The organism is Streptococcus suis YS161, assembly GCF_002760245.1.
Lineage (GTDB): Bacteria > Bacillota > Bacilli > Lactobacillales > Streptococcaceae > Streptococcus > Streptococcus suis_I.
This window is the reverse complement of record NZ_ASCA01000092.1, coordinates 17,236-38,258: the sequence shown is the minus strand read 5'-3', so window position 1 is coordinate 38,258 and position 21,023 is coordinate 17,236. Positions and strand designations below refer to the sequence as shown.

Below are 21,023 nucleotides of genomic sequence, written 5' to 3'. Positions count from 1 at the left end.
TACTCAATGAAAATCAAAAACAGACTAGGCGACGCAGATGCAGATAGAACTGAAGTTCATCAAATCAAGCCAACAACGTCTGATTTTGATTTTCGAAGAGTATTAAAAACCAGTCAATCACAGAAATAGAGATTGACTGGTTTTTGCTGTTCACATTCTTATACCAAATAACATTCAAAATCAGACTAAACGATACAGATGGAACTCTGTCCCTCCTATTATTCAATGAAATAGGCTGTGATTTTTGAAGTGTGCAATTCAAACACAAACTGGTTGTGGTAGAGTTCGGCGTAGAAGCCATTGAGTTTGAGGAGCTGGCTGTGGTTGCCTTGCTCGATCACCTTTCCGTCTTTGAGGACGATGATCAACCCTTAAATCTGACTTTATTTCTCCGGTATGACCCAAAACAAATAGTAAGTGATGAAGATTGTTAATAGTCCCAGTCCTATTTTGACCAATAAAATAGGAGCCAGCCAGATAGAAATGGCCATGAGTAAGTAAATTTGCCAGATAATTTGCTTTTTTCGTTTACGGGAAATGGATTTGGTCTCAACGTAATCAGCTACGTAAAATTGATAAATTTTTGTATTGCGTAGCCATTTTTCAAACCTTTTTGAACTTCTCGCAAAGCAAAAACCAGCTAAAAGTAACAAAGGAGTTGTCGGAACTATCGGCAAAACAATCCCGATGACACCAACCATCAAACTAACAAAACCAAATACTAGATAGAATATTCTTTGCATACTAGTATTATACCAAAAAACTCGTGAATTTTTGAACAATTTTATCACATTTTCAGAAAACGCTTGCATTTTATCGGATAAACGGGTATGATAAAGGTAGCAAATTTAGGAAAGAGAGAAGACGCTATGAAACTTCTAGGACTGATCGGAACAAACTCCGCTCGCTCAACCAACCGCAAACTCTTGCAGTACATTGAACAGCACTTCGCTGATAAGGCAGATATCGAACTGGTTGAAATCAAGGAACTCCCAATCTTCAATAAACCAGCCAATCGAGAATTACCAGAAATTGTCAAAGAATTGGTCGCAAAAATTGAGGCTGCTGACGGAGTCATCATCGGAACTCCCGAATATGACCACTCTATTCCAGCTGTCCTTATGAATGCCCTTGCTTGGGTATCATACGGTGTCTATCCACTATTAAACAAACCAGTTATGATTACTGGTGCTTCTTATGGAACACTTGGTTCCTCTCGTGCCCAACTACAGCTACGTCAAATTCTCAACGCTCCTGAACTCAAGGCCACTGTCTTGCCAGATGAATTTTTATTGTCACATTCCTTGCAAGCCTTTGATACCAATGGAGAGCTCATTGATTTAGAAACTAGTCAAAAACTGGATGCCATCTTTGATGACTTCCGCCTCTTTGTCACCATGACTGGCAAGCTGTCTAACGCAAAAAAATTACTCCAAAAAGAAGCTGAAAACTTCGATTGGGAAAACCTGTAAGAGAGGAATATACTATGAAATTTGTCGGAATTGTTGGATCAAATGCAGATCAATCTTATAACCGCATGCTATTGCAATTCATTCAACGCCACTTTAAAGTGAAGTTTGAACTAGAACTTTTGGAAATCAAAGATGTTCCAATGTTCAATCAGGACGAAGACCAGTCTGATTGTTTTGCAATTCAATACCTTTACAACAAAATCACCCGTGCTGACGGGGTCATTATTGCTACCCCTGAGCACAACCACACCATCACACCTGCTCTTAAGAGTACTCTAGAGTGGCTCAGTTTCAATTTACATCCATTTGAAAATAAACCAGTTATGATTATCGGGGCTTCTTACTACGACCAAGGAACGTCTCGTGCTCAAGTCCACTTGAGAAAAATTTTGGACGCTCCAGGTGTCAATGCCTACACGTTACCAGGTAATGAATTCCTCCTTGGTAAAGCGAAAGAAGCTTTTGATGATAAAGGGAACATTATCAATGAAGGGACTGTGAAATTCTTGGAAAGCTGTCTAGACAACTTTATCAAGTATGTCGGCGTTGTATCTAAATTGAAACAACCCAAGCCAATTGCACCCGAAGATTTAGACTGTACCCATCCAATCGCAACGACCATCACCGGTGTGGACCCAGATGACCCAGACTGGCTGGATAAGGCTTCTAAATTGGTCAACGCAGTTGAGGGAGACACCTATGTTAAACTGGACAATGGTCTGTTGACCGTTAACCAACTCAATATGTTCCTCAATGCGATGCCATTTGAATTGACCTATGCCGATGATAATAACCAGTTCCTCTACTACAACAATAGTCACCAAGAGCCTGATACTATGTTAGGTAAGCGGGTCCTAGAACAAGTAGGAAACCGCTTGTCAACCGTTCACGGCACTTTACCACCTGCTCGTATGAAGAATGTCGAATGGGTTGTTGGAACCTTACGTAATGGTAACCAAGAGTACGTTCGAACAATCGTCCCAGGCACACCACCTGAAATTATCAATACTCATAACTACCAAGCTATGTACTATCCTGACGGGTCCTACGCTGGTATCAATGAAATTATCTTTAATTTTAAGCCATGGTTAGATTGGTATCTTGAAACCACTGGACAACGCTTGGTGGGGGGTGCAGGAAACACCGCATCTCCTGCCCATGTTGATGCAACCTCTGGCGCTTCAGATACAGGTAGTACCCATACATCTTCCACACCGACAGATGCCAATTCTGGTGCATCTGCTCACTAACAAATAAAAACTAGTGGGAAGGGGCTCCCTTTCCACTATATTTTTTCAATAAATTTTTGATGATTATGTCACAAGGAGGCCCCATGTCCCCATTTCAAGAAAAAATTTCGGTTGCAGTTTCAAAAAAAGAATCCCTTTTTGATGAAAGTCTAAGCCGTTACGCCTTACGCTCCATGTATGCAGGAGCTTATTTGACCATGTCAACAGCTGTTGGTATTATTGGAGCTGATGTCATCTCCAGTCAATTCCCAAGTCTATCGCGTTTTGTTTTTACCTTTATCTTTGCTATCGGACTGATTTTTGTTCTTATTTTTGGTGGCGAATTGGCTACATCTAATATGATGTATCTAACGACTGGTGCCTATTATAAGCAAATTACTTGGAAAAAAGTAACGCTGATGTTACTTTACTGCACCTTCTTCAACTTTGTAGGTGCTACCATTCTGGCTTGGCTTTTCAATCAGTCCTTCTCCTACCTTAACTTATCTGACGAAAGTTTTGTTGTCAACGCTGTCACCATCAAACTAGGAAAATCCGACTGGAGTAACTTCTTTGAGGGAATTACTGCCAATATGTTTGTGAATATGGCTATCCTTGGGTATATGCTACTCAAGGAACAATCCGCCAAATTCTTTGTTATTGTATCTGCTATTTTTATGTTTGTTTTCCTTATCAACGAACACTTAGTTGCTAATTTCGCATCATTCATGCTCCTAGCCTTTAATGCTGCTCGTACTAATGTAGATACCTTTACCATCGTGAATATTCTTCGTCAGTGGATTGTTGTTTTCTTTGGAAATTGGCTTGGAGCCGGCCTCTTTATTGGAATTGCTTATGCTTGGCTCAATCAGACCAAAACCAACCATCTTGAACAGTAACGATACTACAAAAACAGCCAAGATAAACCACATCCTAAAAGTTTAAGGATTGTGGCCTGCTTGGCTGTTATTTTTTACTATTCAAACACAAACTGGTTGTGGTAGAGTTCGGCGTAGAAGCCATTGAGTTTTAGGAGTTGGCTGTGGTTGCCCTGCTCGATGACTTTTCCGTCTTTGAGGACGATGATTTCATCCGCATTGAGAATGGTTTTGAGGCGGTGGGCAATGACGAAGCTGGTCCGTCCTGCGATAATAGCCTCCATGGCCTTTTGGATTTTGGCTTCCGTCACGGTATCAACGTTAGACGTTGCTTCGTCCAAAATCAAGACCTGCGGATCTGTCAAGAGCGTACGGGCAATGGAAATCAGCTGTTTCTGACCTGTCGAGAAGACATTCTCATCATCGGTCACAAAGGTTTCATAGCCCTCTGGCAAGCTCATGATAAAGTCGTGGATATGAGTAGCACGGGCTGCGGTTTCCACCATTTCCTGCGAAATACTCTCATCACCAAATCGGATATTGTCCGCAATGGTACCAGAGAAAAGCACCGACTCCTGCAAGACAATACCGACCTTATCCCGCAAACTATCCAAATCATATTCCCGAATATCGCGACCGTCAAAGGCTACACTACCACCATTGACATCGTAGAAGCGGTTGATCAAGTTCATAATGGTAGTCTTACCAGACCCCGTCGGCCCAACGACCGCCACCATTTTGCCCTTAGGAGCTGAAATGGATACCTTGTCCAAGACCTTCTGACCTGGCAGGTAGCCAAAGTCGATGTCCTTGATTTCAACACCTTCTTTTAATTCGGTAAATAGCGGAGCGTTTTGAGGGCGGACTTCCTCAGGCTCATCAAACATTTCCTGAATACGATGAGCACCAGTGAAAGCCAACTGCAATTCTGCCCAGCTAGATGCAATCTGCATGATTGGCTGGTAATACTGTTGCGAATATTGAACAAAGGTCACGACCAGACCAAGTGCGGCTGCTGTTTCCAGCGAGTTATCATTTAGGACAATGCTGGATCCTGCAAAGATAACAATGGCAGTATTAACCAAGCTCATTCCGTTCATAAATGGAAAGAGAATCCCACCAAACAAACGTCCCTTGAAAGTTGTACGACGAACTTCTTCATTGAGCTCCAAGAAACCATCAATCGTCTCTTCCTGCACACCCTGTACAATAATCGCTTTTTGCCCTGAAATCTTCTCATCCATGTAGGCATTGAGTTTAGACACCGCAGCCTGTTGCTTGTCAGTATATTTCCGTGACAGGCGAATGATAATCACTAGGGCAATCAAGGCAACTGGCGTAGATGCGATAGTTACCAAAGCCAAGCGAGTATCCTGACGGAACATCATGATAACCATACCGATGTAAAGAGCGATATTGGTCACTACCTGAGTCAAGGACTGGTTAAAAGCATTTTGGATATTATCCAAATCACTGGTAAAACGAGAAAGAATATCCCCATCCTTGTGGCTGTCAAAGAAGGCAACTGTCAAGCGTTCCAACTTGCCAAACAAACCTTTTCGCATCCGGTTGGTTGAATGAGCAACGATGCGTGTAAAGAGCAGGGTATAAATCAGGGTCGACACCACCGTCGCCACATAGGCCAACAAGAGATTGAGCATAACCCCATTAAAATCAGCTAGGTCAGGCTTGAAATCTGACTGACCCATTTGCACCGAAGCAAAATAAGCCTGACCAATTTTCCCCATCTCTGCAATCGCATCTCCAAGGAAAACAGGTGTCTTAACCTGCAAATAAGTCGCCGTCACAATGGCTAGAAAAATCACAGCAAAGGACAGTTTATAGCGTTTAAAATAAAACCAGAAAAATCTAAGTGTTTTCATCTATTCTTCCCTCCCTTTCTGTGTTTCGTAGATTTCACGGTAGACATCGTTCGTAGCTACCAACTCAGCGTGGGTACCTTGGCCGATCAGACGACCTTCGTCAAGAACCAAAATCTTATCAGCTTTGACAACAGAAGAAATCTTCTGGGCAACGATGACAGTGGTTGTCCCCTTCAAATCATGGTTGAGAGCCTCTTGGACTAGTTTCTCAGACTTGGCATCCAAGGCAGAAGTTGAGTCATCCAAGACCAAAACCTTAGGCTCGCCAATCACACCACGTGCAATGGACATCCGCTGTTTCTGACCACCAGAGAAGTTATTTCCACGCTCCTCCACCTGACTTTCGTAAGTGTCATCCAAACGGTCGATAAATTCTTTGGCTTGGGCAATACCTGCGGCCCGCTCCAAGCGTTGCAAATCAGCACCAGGAGAGCCTTGACGCAGGTTGTCCGCAATGGTTCCCGAGAAGAGAATAGCCTTTTGCAAGACAATCGATACCGTATCACGCAGGGTGTTCTGGCTGACTTCTTTCAAGTCCCGACCACCGATGGATACCGTTCCTTCTTGCGGGTCAAACAAACGCGGAATCAGTTGAGCAAGAGTGGATTTACCCGCACCTGTTGCACCAACCACACCGACCATTTGACCTGGCTCAATCTCAAATGAGATATTTTTCAACGTCGGCTCTGTATCGTGTGGATAGGTAAAGCTAACATTGTCAAAGACAATCTTACCAGTCAATTCTTCATCCGCCACATCCTTGAAGGTCATAGCAGGTTCTGTATCCAAGACCTCGCTGATCCGCTTAATAGAAATGGCAGCACGTGAAGCCTGCATCCCCATGAAACTAGTCATGATAATGGCAAACATGATTTGCATGAGGTAGCTCATAAAGGAAGTAAAGCCACCAACTGCTTCCATATTGGTTTCCAACATCCCAGACACCAAGTAGAGCGATGCAAAAATCGCCATGTAAGAGATAAACATCATCAAGGGTTGCAAGATAGCAAAACCATAGCCGATAAAAAGATTGAGGTCCAAGAGTTCATTAGATACTTTCTTGAACTTCGCATACTGATTTTTTTCTTGTACAAAAGACTTGACCACACGGATTCCACGTAGGTTTTCCTTAGCAATACTGTTCATCCTGTCCATGAGGTTCTGGAATTTCCCAAAACGTGGTCCCATCTGCCCCATGACAACCGCCATAATGGCCATAATCAAGACCACCATGAGAATAATCATCCACCAGAGTTCTGGCATGGTCCGCACTGCCATAATGAAGGCTCCAACAAACAGCAATGGAACCCGCATCAACACTGTAAAGAGCATCATGACAAGGTTCTGGATTTGATTGACATCGTTAGTCATCCGAACAACCAGGTTCCCCGCGTTAAACTCTTCAATATTAGCATAAGAGAAACTTTGGATCTTCCGAAAGGTCTTCTCGCGAATATCCGCAGATACTCCCTGAGAAATCTTAGCTGCTGAAATGGTATTGACAAGCCCTGCCAAAAGACCAATTCCAGCAATAATCAGCAGTAATTTGCCTACACGAACAATTTCATCCTTGTCATTGACCAAGACTGCTGTCAAGACATCCTGCAAATAGCTAGGCTGCATCAAGGTCGTTGCTACGACAATTGACGTCAGCAAGACCGATGCTAAGGCGTACCATTTATAGCGTAAAATGGCTTCTTTAAACATGTTTCTTCTCCTTATAGTGTTGAATATTTTCTTTTAATTGATCGGCTACTTGCCTAACCAAATCAAAGTCTTCTTTTTGAATACCCCAAAATAGAGAATGGTGCATTTCTTCATGGAAGGCTTTCAGGTGACAGATCTTACTCTGTCCTTTTTCCGTCAAAACCAACCGTTTGTAGCGTTTGTCAACCTGAGAAGGCAGGACTTGGATAAAGCCATTTTTCTCCATTCGCTTGACCAGATTGCTAGCAACAGATTTGGAAATCTTCAATTCTGCTTCTATATCTTTGACAAAGGTTTCAAGGTCTGACCGTTCCGCAATGAAACGCAAGGCCCAGCCCTGTGGACCAGCCAAGTGCTCCACATCGTATTCTTTAGCAATGGTTTCACTGATTTGTTCAATCTGATTGAGCAGGTTCCGAAAATCTGCAATGGTATGTCCCACAATGACTCCTTTCCAATCAATTAATTAGCATGAGAACTATTATAGTTCTCTTAGGAACTATTGTCAATCATTTTAACTTCTATTTTCAAAGCTCACCCTGCTAACATTTTTCTTCCTAAACAGCAATATTTGACATGACTTGCAAGATTTTATCTATGGATTATGATATAATATAGACAAATCAACTCAACCTAGAAAGGATTTTCTATGACCAAACAAACCATTGCTGTCTTGGGACCAGGCTCATGGGGAACTGCCCTTGCCCAAGTTCTCAACGATAACGGTCATACTGTCCGTATTTGGGGAAATATCCCTGAACAAATTGACGAAATCAATGAACACCATACCAATACTCGCTACTTCAAGGATATTGTCCTAGATGATAAAATCACAGGCTACAAGGATTTAGCAGAAACCTTAAACGGTGTGGATGCAGTTCTATTCGTTGTGCCGACCAAGGTAACCCGTCTGGTTGCCAAGCAAGTGGCCCAAGCTCTCAAGCACAAGGTTGTTGTCATGCATGCTTCCAAAGGCTTGGAACCAGATAGCCACAAACGCCTGTCAGAGGTCTTGGAAGAAGAGATTCCTGCTGAACTTCGCTCGGAAATCGTTGTAGTTTCAGGACCAAGCCACGCAGAAGAAACCATTGTCCGCGATTTGACCTTGATTTCTGCCGCATCGAAAGACTTGGAAACAGCTAGCTACGTCCAAAACCTCTTCAGCAACCATTACTTCCGCCTTTACACCAACAACGATGTCATTGGGGTAGAAACTGCTGGTGCTCTTAAGAACATCATCGCCGTTGGTGCAGGTGCTCTTCACGGTCTTGGATTTGGTGATAATGCCAAGGCAGCTATTATCGCCCGTGGATTGACAGAAATTACCCGACTCGGTGTAGCCATGGGTGCCAATCCCTTGACTTACAGCGGTCTATCTGGCGTCGGCGACTTGATTGTTACAGGTACATCCGTTCACTCACGGAACTGGCGGGCTGGTGATTTGCTTGGCAAGGGTGAAAAATTGGAGGACATCGAAGCCAATATGGGCATGGTCATCGAAGGAATTTCTACTACCAAAGCAGCTTACGAGTTGGCACAAGAATTGAATGTCTATATGCCAATCACTCAAGCCATCTATAGCGTGATTTATCAAGGCGCAAGCATCCAAGACGCGATTAAGGAAATCATGTCTGGTGAATTCCGCCATGAAAACGAGTGGGTTTAAAAAATAGTCATTAACAAAATAACAAGGAGATTGTACCATGACAAAAAAAGTTAGAAAAGCCGTTATCCCAGCTGCTGGATTAGGAACTCGTTTCCTACCTGCTACTAAGGCTCTTGCCAAAGAAATGTTGCCAATCGTTGACAAGCCAACCATCCAATTTATCGTTGAAGAAGCTCTTCGCTCTGGTATCGAAGATATTTTGGTGGTCACTGGTAAATCCAAACGTTCTATCGAAGACCACTTTGATTCAAATTTTGAATTGGAATACAACCTCAAAGAAAAAGGAAAAAATGATTTGTTGAAACTTGTTGATGAGACAACAGGCATTCGACTACACTTCATCCGTCAAAGCCACCCACGTGGACTTGGTGATGCCGTTCTTCAAGCTAAAGCCTTTGTCGGGAACGAGCCATTTGTTGTCATGCTCGGCGATGACCTCATGGACATCACAGATACAAAAGCTGTCCCATTGACCAAGCAACTCATGAACGACTATGAAAAAACACATGCTTCAACCATTGCTGTTATGCCAGTTCCTCATGAAGAAGTTTCTGCATACGGTGTTATCGCTCCACAAGGTGAAGGTGTCAACGGTCTCTATAGTGTGGAAACCTTTGTGGAAAAACCAAAACCAGAAGATGCTCCTTCAGACCTTGCTATTATCGGACGCTACTTACTCACTCCTGAAATCTTTGGGATTTTAGAAAATCAAAAACCAGGTGCCGGGAACGAGATTCAATTGACAGATGCCATTGATACTCTGAACAAAACGCAACGCGTGTTTGCTCGTGAATTCAAAGGCAACCGTTACGATGTTGGGGATAAGTTCGGTTTCATGAAAACTTCTATCGACTACGCTCTCCAACACCCTCAAGTAAAAGATGATTTGAAACAATACTTGATCGATCTTGGTAAAAAATTAGATACAAAGAAAAACTAGCAAGCGCTAGTTTTTTTATTACATCAAATAGAATATCCCTAGTAGAAAAACGAACAAGCCCAAATAGCCAATGAAACTGAAAAAAATCTGTTTTCCTGTAAAGAGATCCTTTTCAACAAGAGGCGGAAGGAACATCACGACCAAGCAACCTCCAACAGCTCCTCCAATATGCCCTGCCATGCTGATGGTTGGATTAAAAAGTCCTAAGACCAAGTTCAATCCCAAAAGGACCATGTAGCGTTGACCAAGAACCTGTAGATAAGGGCTGCGACTAAATTTCCTCAAGAGTGCCATAGCCGCAAAAAGACCAAAGAGCGAGGTCGATGCTCCTGCCCCAACTACGTCTGGCGTAAAAAAGAGAACAAAAAGGTTGCCCATGATCCCAGACAAGAGATAGAGGAGAAAGAAGCGCCTTGAGCCAAACAGGCCTTCTAATTGATAACCCAAACCAAGCAAGGTAATGCTGTTAAAGATAAAATGTTCCCAACCAATGTGGACAAAGATGGGGGAAATCAAGCGCCACAACTGAGTCGGATCATACCTCACTACCTCACCAAACATACCACCGAATTCAAAAATCGTATAGGCTGTAGTGGTCTGCCCAAATCGAAATACTTGTATCAAAAGAAAAACAAGAGCCGTGACTGCCAACAAGCCATTGGTTACAGGGTAGCGCTTATCAAAAAAGTTCTTCAAAAATCAACAACTCCTTTACTGGAATATCAAAAATATCTGGTTCGAAATCATAGACTTGAAAGCCTGCCAAGGTCGATACCGTCTCTCCCTGATAATCTGCTAGGTAGCGATCATAAAAACCACCACCATATCCCACTCGAAAACCCGCTTGATTCCAAGCTAAACCAGGCACATGGATCAACTTAACCACAGACTTATCCACAGGTTGTGAATAAGTCCCAGGTTCCCAAACCCCAAACCTAGATTTTACCAAATCATCAGGATTATATTCTACAAAATCCATGCGCCCTTGTGAATAGGTCTTAGGGATGAAAATGCATTTTCCATCCTTTTGAGCCTGTTCAATCAAATAAGAAGTGTCAAACTCATGGGGCATGGAAAGGTAGGTCCCAAGCGACTTTGAGCACTTATAGGTGTCAGATGAAAGGAGCCTTTCTGTTAGTTGCTGACTCCATCTTGCTCGCTGACTACTAGTCAGGTCTTTCAAACTCTGCAAGACCTCTTGCCGAATTTCTTTTTTATCCACAGAAACTCCTTTTCTTTCAGAAAAAGACTGGAAATTCCAGTCTAGTTTGCTTTCATTTTCAAAAAATCGCTCAACTTATCCACAGCAAAGGGAAGCACTTCCTCTTTGGGACTGAGACGTGGATTGTGAAGGGGATAAGGCGTATCCACACCCAACCAGAACATAACACCCGGAACCTTGTTAAGCAGGTAGCCGAAGTCCTCTCCCGTCATGGCAGGTGGGCAGTCAATCATCTCTACACCGTCAACCTGTTCAAAATAAGTCATCAGTTCATCCGCCAACTGTGGATTGTTCTCCACAGGCAGATAACCACTTGGATTGAGCTCGATCTCCAAGTCCACTCCAAAGGACAGGGCAATCCCTTCTGCCACTTCCCGCACCCGTTTTTGCACCAAGAGGCTCATGTTCTGAGTCAAGGCCCGAATGGTCCCGTGCAAAAAGGCCGTTTCAGCAATGACATTGTTGGTCGTGCCAGCATGCATGGAGCCGAAGGTCACCACCGCTCCCTCGATCGGGTCAACGTTACGGCTGACCACCGACTGCACCTGAGTCACAAAGTAGCTGGCTGCCACCAAGGCGTCATTGGCGGTATGGGGAAATGCTGCGTGGCCACCCTTTCCTGTAAACCGTATCTTGACTTCACAGGTTCCAGCAAAGAGGGTCGCACGGTTGGTGGCCATTTGACCGACTTTGAGGTCAGGTCGGACATGGAGCCCATAAAATTCATCTGGCAACCAATCCCCGAAAGCCCCCGCTTCATACATAAGCATACCACCTGCTAGATTTTCCTCCGCAGGCTGAAACAAGAAGAGAAGATTATTTCTCGGTTGCTGCTCTGCCATTTTCTCCAAAAGCCCCAGGGCAATGGTCATGTGGAAATCATGTCCGCAAGCGTGCATCCGGTCTGGGTGGAGGGACTTGAAGTCCAGGTCCGTTTCTTCCACGATAGGCAGGCCGTCAATATCTGCCCGCCAGCCAATGGTCTTTTCAGGAGCAGAACCTGTCAGATAGACCAGGATACCTGTCTTCCATGTACGGACTTGGGCAAAAGAGCAATCTTCCAGCAAGTTCTCAATAGTTTCCATGAGAAAGGCGTGGGTCTTGAACTCCTCCATGCCCAGCTCTGGAATCTGGTGGAGGGCTCGGCGTGTCGCGATTAAATCTAGCATAGCTACCTCTTAGAGTGTCCGCAAAGCCTCTTCCAAGGCTGTTTTTTGTTGGGTTTGAGCGTCGATTTCCTTGATGATGCGGGCTGGCACACCTGCCACCACAACATTTTCAGGGACGTCTTGAGTCACAATAGCACCCGCCGCGACAACAGAGCCGCTACCGATTTGTACTCCCTCGATGACAACGGCATTGGCACCGACCAAAACATTGTCGCCAACACGCACTGGCTCAGCCGAAGCTGGCTCGATAACACCTGCAAGAACCGCACCTGCACCGATGTGGCTATTTTTACCAACCGTCGCACGACCACCAAGGATAGCACCCATGTCAATCATAGTACCTGAACCGATTTCCGCACCGATGTTAATCACCGCCCCCATCATGATAACGGCATTATCGCCAATGGTCACTTGGTCACGGATAATCGCACCTGGCTCGATACGGGCATTGACATTCCGCTTGTCAAGCAATGGCACAGCTGAATTTCGGCCGTCTTGCTCAACCACGTAGTCTACATTTTCAGTCAAGTTTGCCAAAAGTGGCTCGACATCCTTCCAGTCACCGAATAGGACATTGCCAAGCTTTGTCACTTCAGCAGGAACAGGCCCAGCCAATTCACCTTCAAAAGTTACTTTAACAGTTGTCTTCTTCACAGCATTACCAATAAAGGCAATGATTTCTTGTGCAGTCATTTTTTGTGCAGTCATAATGATTCCAATCTAAAAATAATATTTTTTCTATTATATCAAAATTTTCTGAAAATTTGGGAAGAAATGCAAAAAAATGAAAAAGAGGCTAAGTTAGCCTCCTAAAGTTATTGTGGTAAATCAAATTTTACAATTGCTGGTTTTATATCTGTACTAAACTGGAACCCTGGTTTAACCTCTAACTCAGAAGTTCCCTCTTCATTTACTGCAAAGGCGGTTGTTGCGCCTTCTATACTTCTACCAGGTGCGATTGTTTCGAGTATTGTTCCAACTGGGTAGCTTTCAGTCACTTTATTGTTTACATACAAATCCATATCTTCACCGACAACATAATCTTTATCAGTCAAGTTAGTGACATTATAGGTTACCAAAAGCACTTTATTCGCAACAATATCGCTCACTTCATTTCGTTCGTCAGTCCATGCAATATTCGTAATTGTAATTTCTGCTACATCTTTAAATACAATTGTATCTCCTACCTTGTAGCTTGTACTAGTTGCTTGTTCAGAACTAGATTGCGCAACACTGCCAGAAGTATCCGTAGCTTCTTTTTTACTTGGTTCAGTAGTAGAACACGCAGCAAGTGCAAACACTGACAGTGCAGTCAAAGTTAGGAAAGTAAGTTTTTTCATATAAACCTCCAAAAAATGTTTTACACAACCATTATATATATATATCTGCGTTGTCAAGTATAAAATTAAAAAAAATTAGAAGTTTGACCTCCTAATTTTCAAGCATTATTTAATCTTCAATTTCTTTTCTCGGATTGACAGCTCCGACGATGTAGTCCTGCACCAGACCTGTATCATCTAGCACAATCCCGTGTAGAACTCCGCCGTAAACAGCTCCTCCGTCAATTCCCATTTTCCCATCTGGACTAGTCCAGATTTGGCTGATGCGGAGCTTGGTCTGATAGAGATTGTAAACAGGGGTGTGTCCAAAGACAATCATTTTCCCTGTGGTATTGTCAGCCTCATGGAAAGGGGTGCGTAACCAAACCTTATCGTGATTATTGGTTTCACGCCAATCTGGTAAGGTCAAATCAACCCCTGCATGGACGAAGATATAGCGCTCAGTCTCTATATGATAGGGGCAGGATTTGACAAAATCAATCAGGTCCTCATATTGTTCCATCACTGCATTGGCATCCACCAAACCATCTACCGGTGCATCCAAGGGACGCCCCAGTAAGGAATTGATAGTCGTATCTCCACCATTTCTCCGATAGTGATCGTAGCGGTCCAAGGGGTCACGTAGCCAAGCCAAAAACATTCGTTCATGATTCCCAGTCAGACAGATCGCACCTTTTTCTCGGACTAATTGCCAAACCAACTCTAGGCAAGCCTTTGAATTTTCTCCACGGTCAATCAAATCCCCAAGAAAAATCAGCTGTTGTCGCTTTTCATCCCATTTCTTTAAAATATCGAGTAGAAGTTCAAACTTTCCATGGACATCACCGATTACAAAAAAATCTTTTTTCATATCATCTCCGCTTACTTTCTATCTCCTTCACCTTATTGAACCGAAATAAGGGAGCGGAAAAGAATTCGACTAGTCAAAAAGAGTCCCCCTCACTTCCAAACATGTAGGTTCTTCTGTGGTCACTTTCTAGTTTTAAGGTGACCAGCTGAAACAGTTACCCGAACTGTTTCACTCCACTGGATCGTTTAAACCAATTAACCACTACGCTGAGATGTTGACACGAACTCTGAGAAGTGACTTTGGACTTTTCCCAGCCTCTTCTAAAACGATTGACTAAAAACCGGTGCCATACTCTCTGTAGGCAGACGCTACTCCTGTTGCAAAAGTTTGGATTAACTCTGGATCTCGTAATAATTCTGCGACAGGCTGTCCATTTAAGAAACCTTTTTTATTCTTAAATCCTGTAAAAGCTTGACATCTATCTTCAAGATTTTTTCTAGCTTCTAGAAATTCTGTTGGATTTTCTTTAGGATTATTAATATCGTAATCACCTGTACCCGACATGAATTCATCTAAGGTCATATGATTAGCAAGTTCCCGTAAACTACCAAAACGTTCTGGTTCAAAATTTGGTAATTCGATATTTAAAACAGAAGTTCCTAGAGCAAGGCACGGAAGAGTCGCATGAAGTCGTGTAGTAACAACTAAACGAGCTGATTGGTACAAATAAAGATAATATTTTGCTAACTTCATTCTACGTGTATCAGACATATATTTATGATTTGTATAAACACTTAGTCGGATAACTGGTAATTTCGATTCTTTCTCTAACTTTTGACAAGCTTCCTCAGGAAGATCAATAGCCAGCACAAAGTCTTGTTTCTTAATATATTTCTCTGGTTGGAGGGTAAGAGTCATACAGCCAGACCAGTAAGACTCAACTCCCAAAGATTCCATATATTCCTTTGTGTCCGCACTTCTGGCACCAACTGGACCATATTTTTTAAAGAACGCAACATTTTCCTCTGATGAAAATGGTACTTTAGCGCGTCCAGTAACAAACATTGAAATTAATAGCGGAGTAATCTGTTCATTTTTTAGTGGAAAATTTTGAGGTCTATGAGAGTACCAACCGTTCATGATCAGTTTAATTTGTTCATCGGTGTCTGGTTTAAAATCATTCATATAATCCCTGTTTATATAATAATCAATCTGTGGCAAGAAACGACTCGCCGCAATAGATTGGATTTCATCGCCGATGTTTTCTGTCGAATAACTGAACAATGCATACTTTACCATAAATACCTCTTTTTAAATCTATATTAGTAACTATTATATCTAGTCCAAGGTAGTCTCGTCAATAGAAAAACTAAAAAAACATAGATTTTCAATAGAATTCTTACAACAAATACCTCAACAAATTAGTACAAGACACGCTACTTATATAAAACAGCTGCAAAATATACCAACAATTTTTTTACCAATAGTTCCAAATAGCGATTTAGAACGATAAAAAAAGAACGATACCCTAGTATCGTTCAAATCGTCTCGTTTTCTTTAGACGCACCACTATCTCTAGTGGAAAGATTTTCTTACAAACGTGCGTTCAATTCTGCACCGAGTTCTTCAAATCCTGGCTTACCAAGAAGAGCGAACATATTTTTCTTGTAGGCTTCTACACCTGGTTGGTCAAATGGGTTAATCGCATTGAGGTAACCAGAGATAGCAATCGCCAACTCGAAGAAGTAGAAGGTGTAACCAAGTGTGAACTCATCTTGTTGTGGAAGGGTCACAAACAAGTTTGGTACGCCACCATCTGTGTGGGCAAGAAGTACGCCGTCCGTTGCTTTTTTGTTTACAAAGTCAACGTCCTTACCTTGCAAGTAGCCAAGACCGTCAAGGTCTTCTGCCATTTCAGGAATCAAGATATTTTTTCTTGGTTTGTCAACACGAACTACTGTCTCAAAGATGTTGCGGTTTCCTTCTTGGATAAATTGTCCAAGTGAGTGCAAGTCTGTTGAGAAGTTAGCAGATGTTGGGTTGATACCTTTTTGGTCCTTACCTTCTGACTCACCCGCCAACTGTTTCCACCACTCGCTGAAGTATTGAAGTGATGGCTCGTAGTTTGCCAAGATTTCTGTTACATAGCCTTTTCTGTAAAGGATGTTACGAACAGCTGCATATTGGTATGCTTCATTCTCAGCAATCTTATCTGAAGTATAAGTCTTACGAGCTGCGTTTGCACCTTCCATAAGGGCATCAATGTCTGCACCAGCTGCCGCGATTGGCAAAAGACCAACTGCAGTCAAGACAGAGAAACGACCGCCGACATCATCTGGAACAACAAAGGTTTCCCAACCATTTGCATCCGCTTCAACCTTAACAGCACCTTTTGCTTTATCAGTTGTTGCATAGATACGCTTGTTAGCTTCTTCTTGACCGTATTTCTTGACAAGCAATTCTTTAAAGACACGGAAAGCAATCGCAGGCTCAGTTGTTGTACCTGATTTAGAAATCACGTTTACTGAGAAGTCCTTGTCAGCAACGTAATCCACCAAGTCAGCAAGGTAGCTTGATGAGATAGAGTTTCCAGCGTAAAGGATTTGTGGAGCTTTGCGCTCTTCACGTGTTTGCAAGTTTACAAAGGCATTGCTCAAGAAATCAATAGCTGCTTTAGCACCAAGGTAAGAACCACCGATACCGATAACTACCAAAACTTCACTTTCATTTTGGATTTTAGCAGCCGCTTCCTTGATACGAGCAAATTCTGCTTTGTCATAGTTTTCTGGCAAATCCAACCAGCCGATAAAGTCGCTACCAGGACCTGTTCCTTGACGGAGCATTTGGTCTGCAAGGGTAACTTGTGGTTGCATATAGTCTACTTCTTGAGCACCAACAAATTGGCCCAAGACTTTTGAATAATCAAATGTAATATGTGTCATGTCATTCCTCCATTTATGTACCATAATATGATAACGCTTTATCAGTTTTTTTTCAAGGGATTTGTGAATTTTCATTTATTTTCATGAAATGGTTTGCGTAACTTGTTTATTTTTCACAAACATAGTGTCGTAATGAGGAGTTTTATAGTCTGCTAAGACTTGACCCGACTGTGTCACTGTTATCATATTTGGCAATATTTTTGACAAAATATATAGCGGGACCAGGCTCACATACCAGATTGTCATCACTTCAAAAATAAATTTGCTATTATTCCCTCTCTGAATATAGCGTTGTCTGTACTCTTCTTTTAAAGATGGATGAGGAATGTAAATGTGAAACGGGACAGCACCACGTACAAGCATAACCAACAGCATCCTTACTAGAAAATTCATCGCGACAAGGACCGTCTTCCCCTCCTCGTGCAAGGCATAAGCTTTATCTACATAGATCTTTTTATAATTCTTATCTTTAATCGGGCGTGGAGTTGATTTTCTTTCTTCTTTATTCAAATGACGAACACTAGAATTATCATATTTGATATCCGACATTTCTAAATCTACAATTTGTGAAGATTGCTTGGCAAGTGTCGTTTTACCCATACCTGGAAAAGCAAATACAAACATAGGCTTTCCTCCTTTTCCCCTGTAGAATAGCAGAGCTAACAAAAAGTTTTCTTAAGAGGAAATCTATTTTACTCCTTTTTCCCTATAAATCAATAAAAAATCCCAAAAATCAGTCCTTAGACGGAGAGAAATGTACTTGCTAAGGCAGTTGCCCCTATTTCTAAAAATATGCCAATGAAAACCCTCTGAAAGCTTGATTTCAAAGGGTTTTTAGACTGTACGCAAAAAGAGCACACACCCGACTTCGCTTAGGGCTGCTGGATTCCTCCCCTGACCCGCTTCACGCACGAATGTTGCTCCGTTTATTATTATAACACAAATTGACTAAAGTGCAAGTTTGGAATATTAACTAGCTATCCGAAACTGTCCCTTGCTGAGCTTTCAAGGCCTCTTTCTCAGCCTTTTGCTTCTCTCTTCTTTGTCTGAAAAAGTCTTGCATAATCTTAGCACAAGCCTCTTCCAGAATGCCCGTCTCAACTTCCACACGGTGATTGAGCCGCTGATCTGTCAAAATATCATAGAGGCTACCTGCAGCACCAAACTTCTGATTGGCAGCACCGTACACCACCTGGGGAATACGAGCAAGTCCAATGGCCCCACTACACATCACACAAGGTTCAATCGTCACAAAAAGGGTCGAATCAAGCAAGCGCCAATTCCCTTCCACTCGATTGGCTTCTTGGATGGCCATGACTTCGGCGTGCATGATTGCCTGATTGAGCTCTTCGCGGGCATTATGCCCTCTGCCAATAATCTGGCCATCCTTGACAATCACACAACCAATTGGAATTTCATCCTTTTCTAGCGACTTTCTAGCTTCCTGCAATGCTTGATTCATAAAATACTCTTTTTCTTCATGTGTATAGTTCATAAATCTATTATAGCACAGCCCTGATAACAGTTCAAAATCACTTCTTTATTCTCTGCTATCAAAATCAATCTAACACTGCTTCTTCCTTACCACACATTTCTTTCAAAATTCTGCCCCTCTATTAACTTAAAAATATAAAAATACCTCCTCAGTCGAGAAGGTAGGGGGAGCAATATTGATATTTACAGATATTAATATATCATATATTGTCGATATTGTCAAGAAAATTTTTAAAAAAATGTCAAAACAGCCCCGAGGGGCTGTCTGTACAGTTTCTATTACAATTCGCCAACTAATTTCACAACATTTTCTACTGTGAAGCCGTAGTTGTCAATAACTGTTTGAGCTGGAGCTGAGGCACCAAATGTATCGATACCGAGAACTTTACCGTCAAGGCCGACATACTTGTACCAACCTTGAGTTGCACCCATTTCAATTGCCAAGCGACGACGGATAGCATTTGGAAGGATTTCTTCCTTGTAGGCAGCATCTTGTGCATCGAAGAGTTCAGTTGATGGCACAGAAACCACACGAACCTTAGTGCCTGCTACTTCTAGTTCTTTGGCAGCTTTAACAGCCAAGTTCACTTCTGAACCTGATGCAAGAAGGATTGTGTCAAAACCTGCTACTTCATAAACTACATAAGCACCTTTAGCAACCTTGTCAAAGTCGGTTCCTTCTTCAACTGTCAAGTTTTGACGAGTGAGAACAAGGGCTGATGGTGTAGACTTGCTAGTCAATGACAAGTACCAAGCTGCCTGTGTTTCACGCGCATCTGCTGGGCGGAAAACATTGAGGTTTGGCATAGCACGAAGTCCTGCCAAGTGCTCAATTGGCTCGTGAGTTGGACCATCTTCACCGACTGCAATTGAGTCATGTGTGAAGACATAAGTCACAGGAAGACCTTGAAGGGCTGACAAACGAACAGCTGCCTTCACATAATCTGAGAAGACGAAGAAGGTACCACCATAGACACGGAGTCCACCGTGGGCTGCCATACCGTTCAAGATTGTACCCATTGCAAATTCACGCACACCGAACTGAATATTGCGGTTGAGTGGATTTACTGAATCTTGCAAACCATCTTCCTTGATGTAGGTCATGTTTGAGTGAGCCAAGTCAGCTGAACCACCTAAGAAAGTTGGCAATACTTTAGCCGCTGCGTTGAGGGCATCTTGTGATGAGTTACGAGTTGCTTGTGAGAAGCCATTTTCATAAACCGGGAAATCTTCTGGCTTGATTTCAACTACGTCACGACCTTCCAAGATAGCTGTTACTTCAGCTGCTAATTCTGGATGAGCTACTTTGTAGTCTTCAACTAATTTCACCCAAGCATCGTAGGCTGCGGCACCGCGATCAGCTACATTAGCTTTGAAGTCCGCATAGACTTCAGCTGGAATTTCAAATGGACCATAGTTCCAATCAAGCGCCTTACGAGTTGCTTCTGTTTCTTCTGCACCAAGTGGAGCACCGTGAACGGCATTTGTACCTTGTTTGTTTGGTGAACCGTGACCGATAACCGTCTTGATTTCGATAAGAGATGGCTTACCGGCTGCCTTAGCTTTTTCAATAGCAGCAAAGATTGCATCCACATCTGTACCGTCTGTTACGAGATCTGTATGCCAGCCATAAGCGTTGTAGCGAGCACGCACATCTTCTGTGAAGGAATCTTTTGTTTCACCGTCCAAGTTGATGTCATTTGAATCGTACAATACAATCAGTTTGTCTAATTTTTGAAGACCTGCGTAAGAAGCCGCTTCTGCTGAAACACCCTCCATCAAGTCGCCATCACCACAGATTACATATGTATAGTGGTCGAAGATTGGGAAACCATCGCGGTTGTACTTAGCTGCAAGGAAACGCTCTGCTTGCGCAAAACCTGTCGCAGTTGAGATACCTTGTCCAAGAGGACCTGTTGTTGCATCTACACCTGCTGTGTGACCAAATTCTGGGTGACCTGGTGTTTTTGAACCCCACTGACGGAAGTTTTTAATCTCGTCCATAGTCACTTCTTCAAAACCTGAAAGGTGAAGAAGTCCGTAAAGCAACATTGAGCCGTGTCCTGCTGACAAGATAAAGCGGTCGCGGTTAATCCAGTTTGGCTGAGCTGGGTTGATACGAAGTTCTTTAGTAAAAAGGCTGTAGGCCATTGGAGCCGCACCCATGACGACACCCGGGTGACCTGATTTTGATTTTTCGATGGCATCAATACCAAGGAAACGAATCGCATTGACTGAAAGATTTGACATGTTTTTCTCCTTTTTTAAAGTCATGAATTTATTATACCATA

Annotated in this window: 21 protein-coding genes and 1 other RNA gene; 6 read left to right on the top strand and 16 right to left on the bottom strand. The window is 42.7% G+C overall.

The annotated features are described in order from the left end of the window. Positions 1–6 precede the first annotated feature (6 nt). Positions 7–129: a hypothetical protein gene (locus SST111_RS12510; RefSeq protein WP_002939945.1), complete on the top strand. Its 123-nt coding sequence runs from the start codon at positions 7–9 to the stop codon at positions 127–129. A 254-nt stretch (positions 130–383) separates the two neighbouring features. Here SST111_RS12510 and SST111_RS11645 read toward each other — a convergent pair whose 3' ends face one another. Then, on the bottom strand, positions 384–743 hold the full coding sequence (locus tag SST111_RS11645; protein WP_029175487.1) for a YbaN family protein: 360 nt from the start codon (positions 741–743) through the stop codon (positions 384–386). 126 nt (positions 744–869) lie between these two features. Between SST111_RS11645 and SST111_RS11640 the strand changes: the two genes are divergently transcribed. The 3 genes from SST111_RS11640 (at position 870) to SST111_RS11630 (ending at position 3,600) form a co-directional block, all read left to right on the top strand. Continuing rightward, positions 870–1,472: an NADPH-dependent FMN reductase gene (locus SST111_RS11640; protein ID WP_044755352.1), complete on the top strand. Its 603-nt coding sequence runs from the start codon at positions 870–872 to the stop codon at positions 1,470–1,472. 14 nt (positions 1,473–1,486) lie between these two features. Next, entirely contained in the window at positions 1,487–2,722 is a 1,236-nt protein-coding gene (locus tag SST111_RS11635; RefSeq protein WP_099811545.1) for an NAD(P)H-dependent oxidoreductase, read from the top strand. A gap of 83 nt (positions 2,723–2,805) precedes the next feature. Beyond that, complete coding sequence (locus SST111_RS11630; protein ID WP_099808912.1) at positions 2,806–3,600, top strand: formate/nitrite transporter family protein; 795 nt, start codon at positions 2,806–2,808, stop codon at positions 3,598–3,600. A 77-nt stretch (positions 3,601–3,677) separates the two neighbouring features. On the opposite strand, the gene SST111_RS11625 is transcribed toward SST111_RS11630, so the two are convergent. From SST111_RS11625 to SST111_RS11615, 3 genes are read right to left on the bottom strand one after another with little or no spacing between them, the layout of a single operon-like run. Further along, positions 3,678–5,462, bottom strand: a complete 1,785-nt coding sequence (locus tag SST111_RS11625; protein ID WP_099811543.1) for an ABC transporter ATP-binding protein — start codon at positions 5,460–5,462, stop codon at positions 3,678–3,680. Beyond that, on the bottom strand, positions 5,463–7,169 hold the full coding sequence (locus SST111_RS11620; protein ID WP_099811540.1) for an ABC transporter ATP-binding protein: 1,707 nt from the start codon (positions 7,167–7,169) through the stop codon (positions 5,463–5,465). It abuts the gene before it with no gap. After that, complete coding sequence (locus SST111_RS11615; protein WP_099811537.1) at positions 7,162–7,611, bottom strand: MarR family winged helix-turn-helix transcriptional regulator; 450 nt, start codon at positions 7,609–7,611, stop codon at positions 7,162–7,164. Before SST111_RS11615 ends, SST111_RS11620 begins: the two co-directional genes overlap by 8 nt. A 207-nt stretch (positions 7,612–7,818) precedes the next feature. Between SST111_RS11615 and SST111_RS11610 the strand changes: the two genes are divergently transcribed. Together SST111_RS11610 and galU are read left to right on the top strand one after the other, a co-directional pair. After that, a complete protein-coding gene (locus tag SST111_RS11610; RefSeq protein WP_099811535.1) occupies positions 7,819–8,835 on the top strand; it encodes an NAD(P)H-dependent glycerol-3-phosphate dehydrogenase in 1,017 nt (338 codons plus the stop codon). A 37-nt stretch (positions 8,836–8,872) separates the two neighbouring features. Beyond that, entirely contained in the window at positions 8,873–9,775 is a 903-nt protein-coding gene (gene galU / locus SST111_RS11605) for a UTP--glucose-1-phosphate uridylyltransferase GalU (protein WP_024377764.1), read from the top strand. A gap of 18 nt (positions 9,776–9,793) precedes the next feature. Here the strand turns inward: galU and SST111_RS11600 are convergent, their stop codons facing one another. From SST111_RS11600 to tkt, 12 genes are all read right to left on the bottom strand, one after another. Next, on the bottom strand, positions 9,794–10,471 hold the full coding sequence (locus tag SST111_RS11600; RefSeq protein ID WP_099811533.1) for a rhomboid family intramembrane serine protease: 678 nt from the start codon (positions 10,469–10,471) through the stop codon (positions 9,794–9,796). After that, a complete protein-coding gene (locus tag SST111_RS11595; protein WP_099811531.1) occupies positions 10,455–10,997 on the bottom strand; it encodes a 5-formyltetrahydrofolate cyclo-ligase in 543 nt (180 codons plus the stop codon). The genes SST111_RS11600 and SST111_RS11595 overlap by 17 nt, the downstream gene beginning before the upstream one ends. Positions 10,998–11,038: 41 nt before the next feature. Further along, positions 11,039–12,166 carry an N-acetyldiaminopimelate deacetylase gene (locus SST111_RS11590; RefSeq protein WP_099811529.1) on the bottom strand — a complete coding sequence of 376 codons (1,128 nt, stop codon included), beginning with the start codon at positions 12,164–12,166 and terminating at the stop codon, positions 11,039–11,041. Positions 12,167–12,175: 9 nt separating this feature from the next. Continuing rightward, positions 12,176–12,874: a 2,3,4,5-tetrahydropyridine-2,6-dicarboxylate N-acetyltransferase gene (gene dapD, locus SST111_RS11585; protein ID WP_099811527.1), complete on the bottom strand. Its 699-nt coding sequence runs from the start codon at positions 12,872–12,874 to the stop codon at positions 12,176–12,178. Positions 12,875–12,981: 107 nt separating this feature from the next. Beyond that, the gene (locus SST111_RS11580) at positions 12,982–13,506 is read right to left on the bottom strand and encodes a hypothetical protein (RefSeq protein ID WP_099811525.1); all 525 of its coding nucleotides are present in this window, start codon (positions 13,504–13,506) and stop codon (positions 12,982–12,984) included. Positions 13,507–13,615: 109 nt separating this feature from the next. After that, complete coding sequence (locus tag SST111_RS11575; protein WP_099811523.1) at positions 13,616–14,356, bottom strand: metallophosphoesterase family protein; 741 nt, start codon at positions 14,354–14,356, stop codon at positions 13,616–13,618. Between the two features lie 273 nt (positions 14,357–14,629). After that, positions 14,630–15,595 (bottom strand): polysaccharide pyruvyl transferase family protein, encoded by a 966-nt coding sequence (locus tag SST111_RS11570; protein ID WP_024401365.1) that lies wholly within the window; start codon positions 15,593–15,595, stop codon positions 14,630–14,632. Between the two features lie 293 nt (positions 15,596–15,888). Continuing rightward, positions 15,889–17,238 carry a glucose-6-phosphate isomerase gene (locus tag SST111_RS11565; RefSeq protein ID WP_099811521.1) on the bottom strand — a complete coding sequence of 450 codons (1,350 nt, stop codon included), beginning with the start codon at positions 17,236–17,238 and terminating at the stop codon, positions 15,889–15,891. 81 nt (positions 17,239–17,319) lie between these two features. Continuing rightward, the gene (locus tag SST111_RS11560) at positions 17,320–17,862 is read right to left on the bottom strand and encodes a hypothetical protein (RefSeq protein ID WP_099811519.1); all 543 of its coding nucleotides are present in this window, start codon (positions 17,860–17,862) and stop codon (positions 17,320–17,322) included. 217 nt (positions 17,863–18,079) lie between these two features. Further along, positions 18,080–18,169: signal recognition particle sRNA small type (gene ffs / locus SST111_RS11555), an RNA gene on the bottom strand. Positions 18,170–18,211: 42 nt separating this feature from the next. Then, a complete protein-coding gene (tadA, locus tag SST111_RS11550; protein ID WP_099811517.1) occupies positions 18,212–18,733 on the bottom strand; it encodes a tRNA adenosine(34) deaminase TadA in 522 nt (173 codons plus the stop codon). 278 nt (positions 18,734–19,011) lie between these two features. Then, on the bottom strand, positions 19,012–20,982 hold the full coding sequence (gene tkt, locus SST111_RS11545; protein WP_099811515.1) for a transketolase: 1,971 nt from the start codon (positions 20,980–20,982) through the stop codon (positions 19,012–19,014). Between the last annotated feature and the right edge of the window lie 41 nt (positions 20,983–21,023).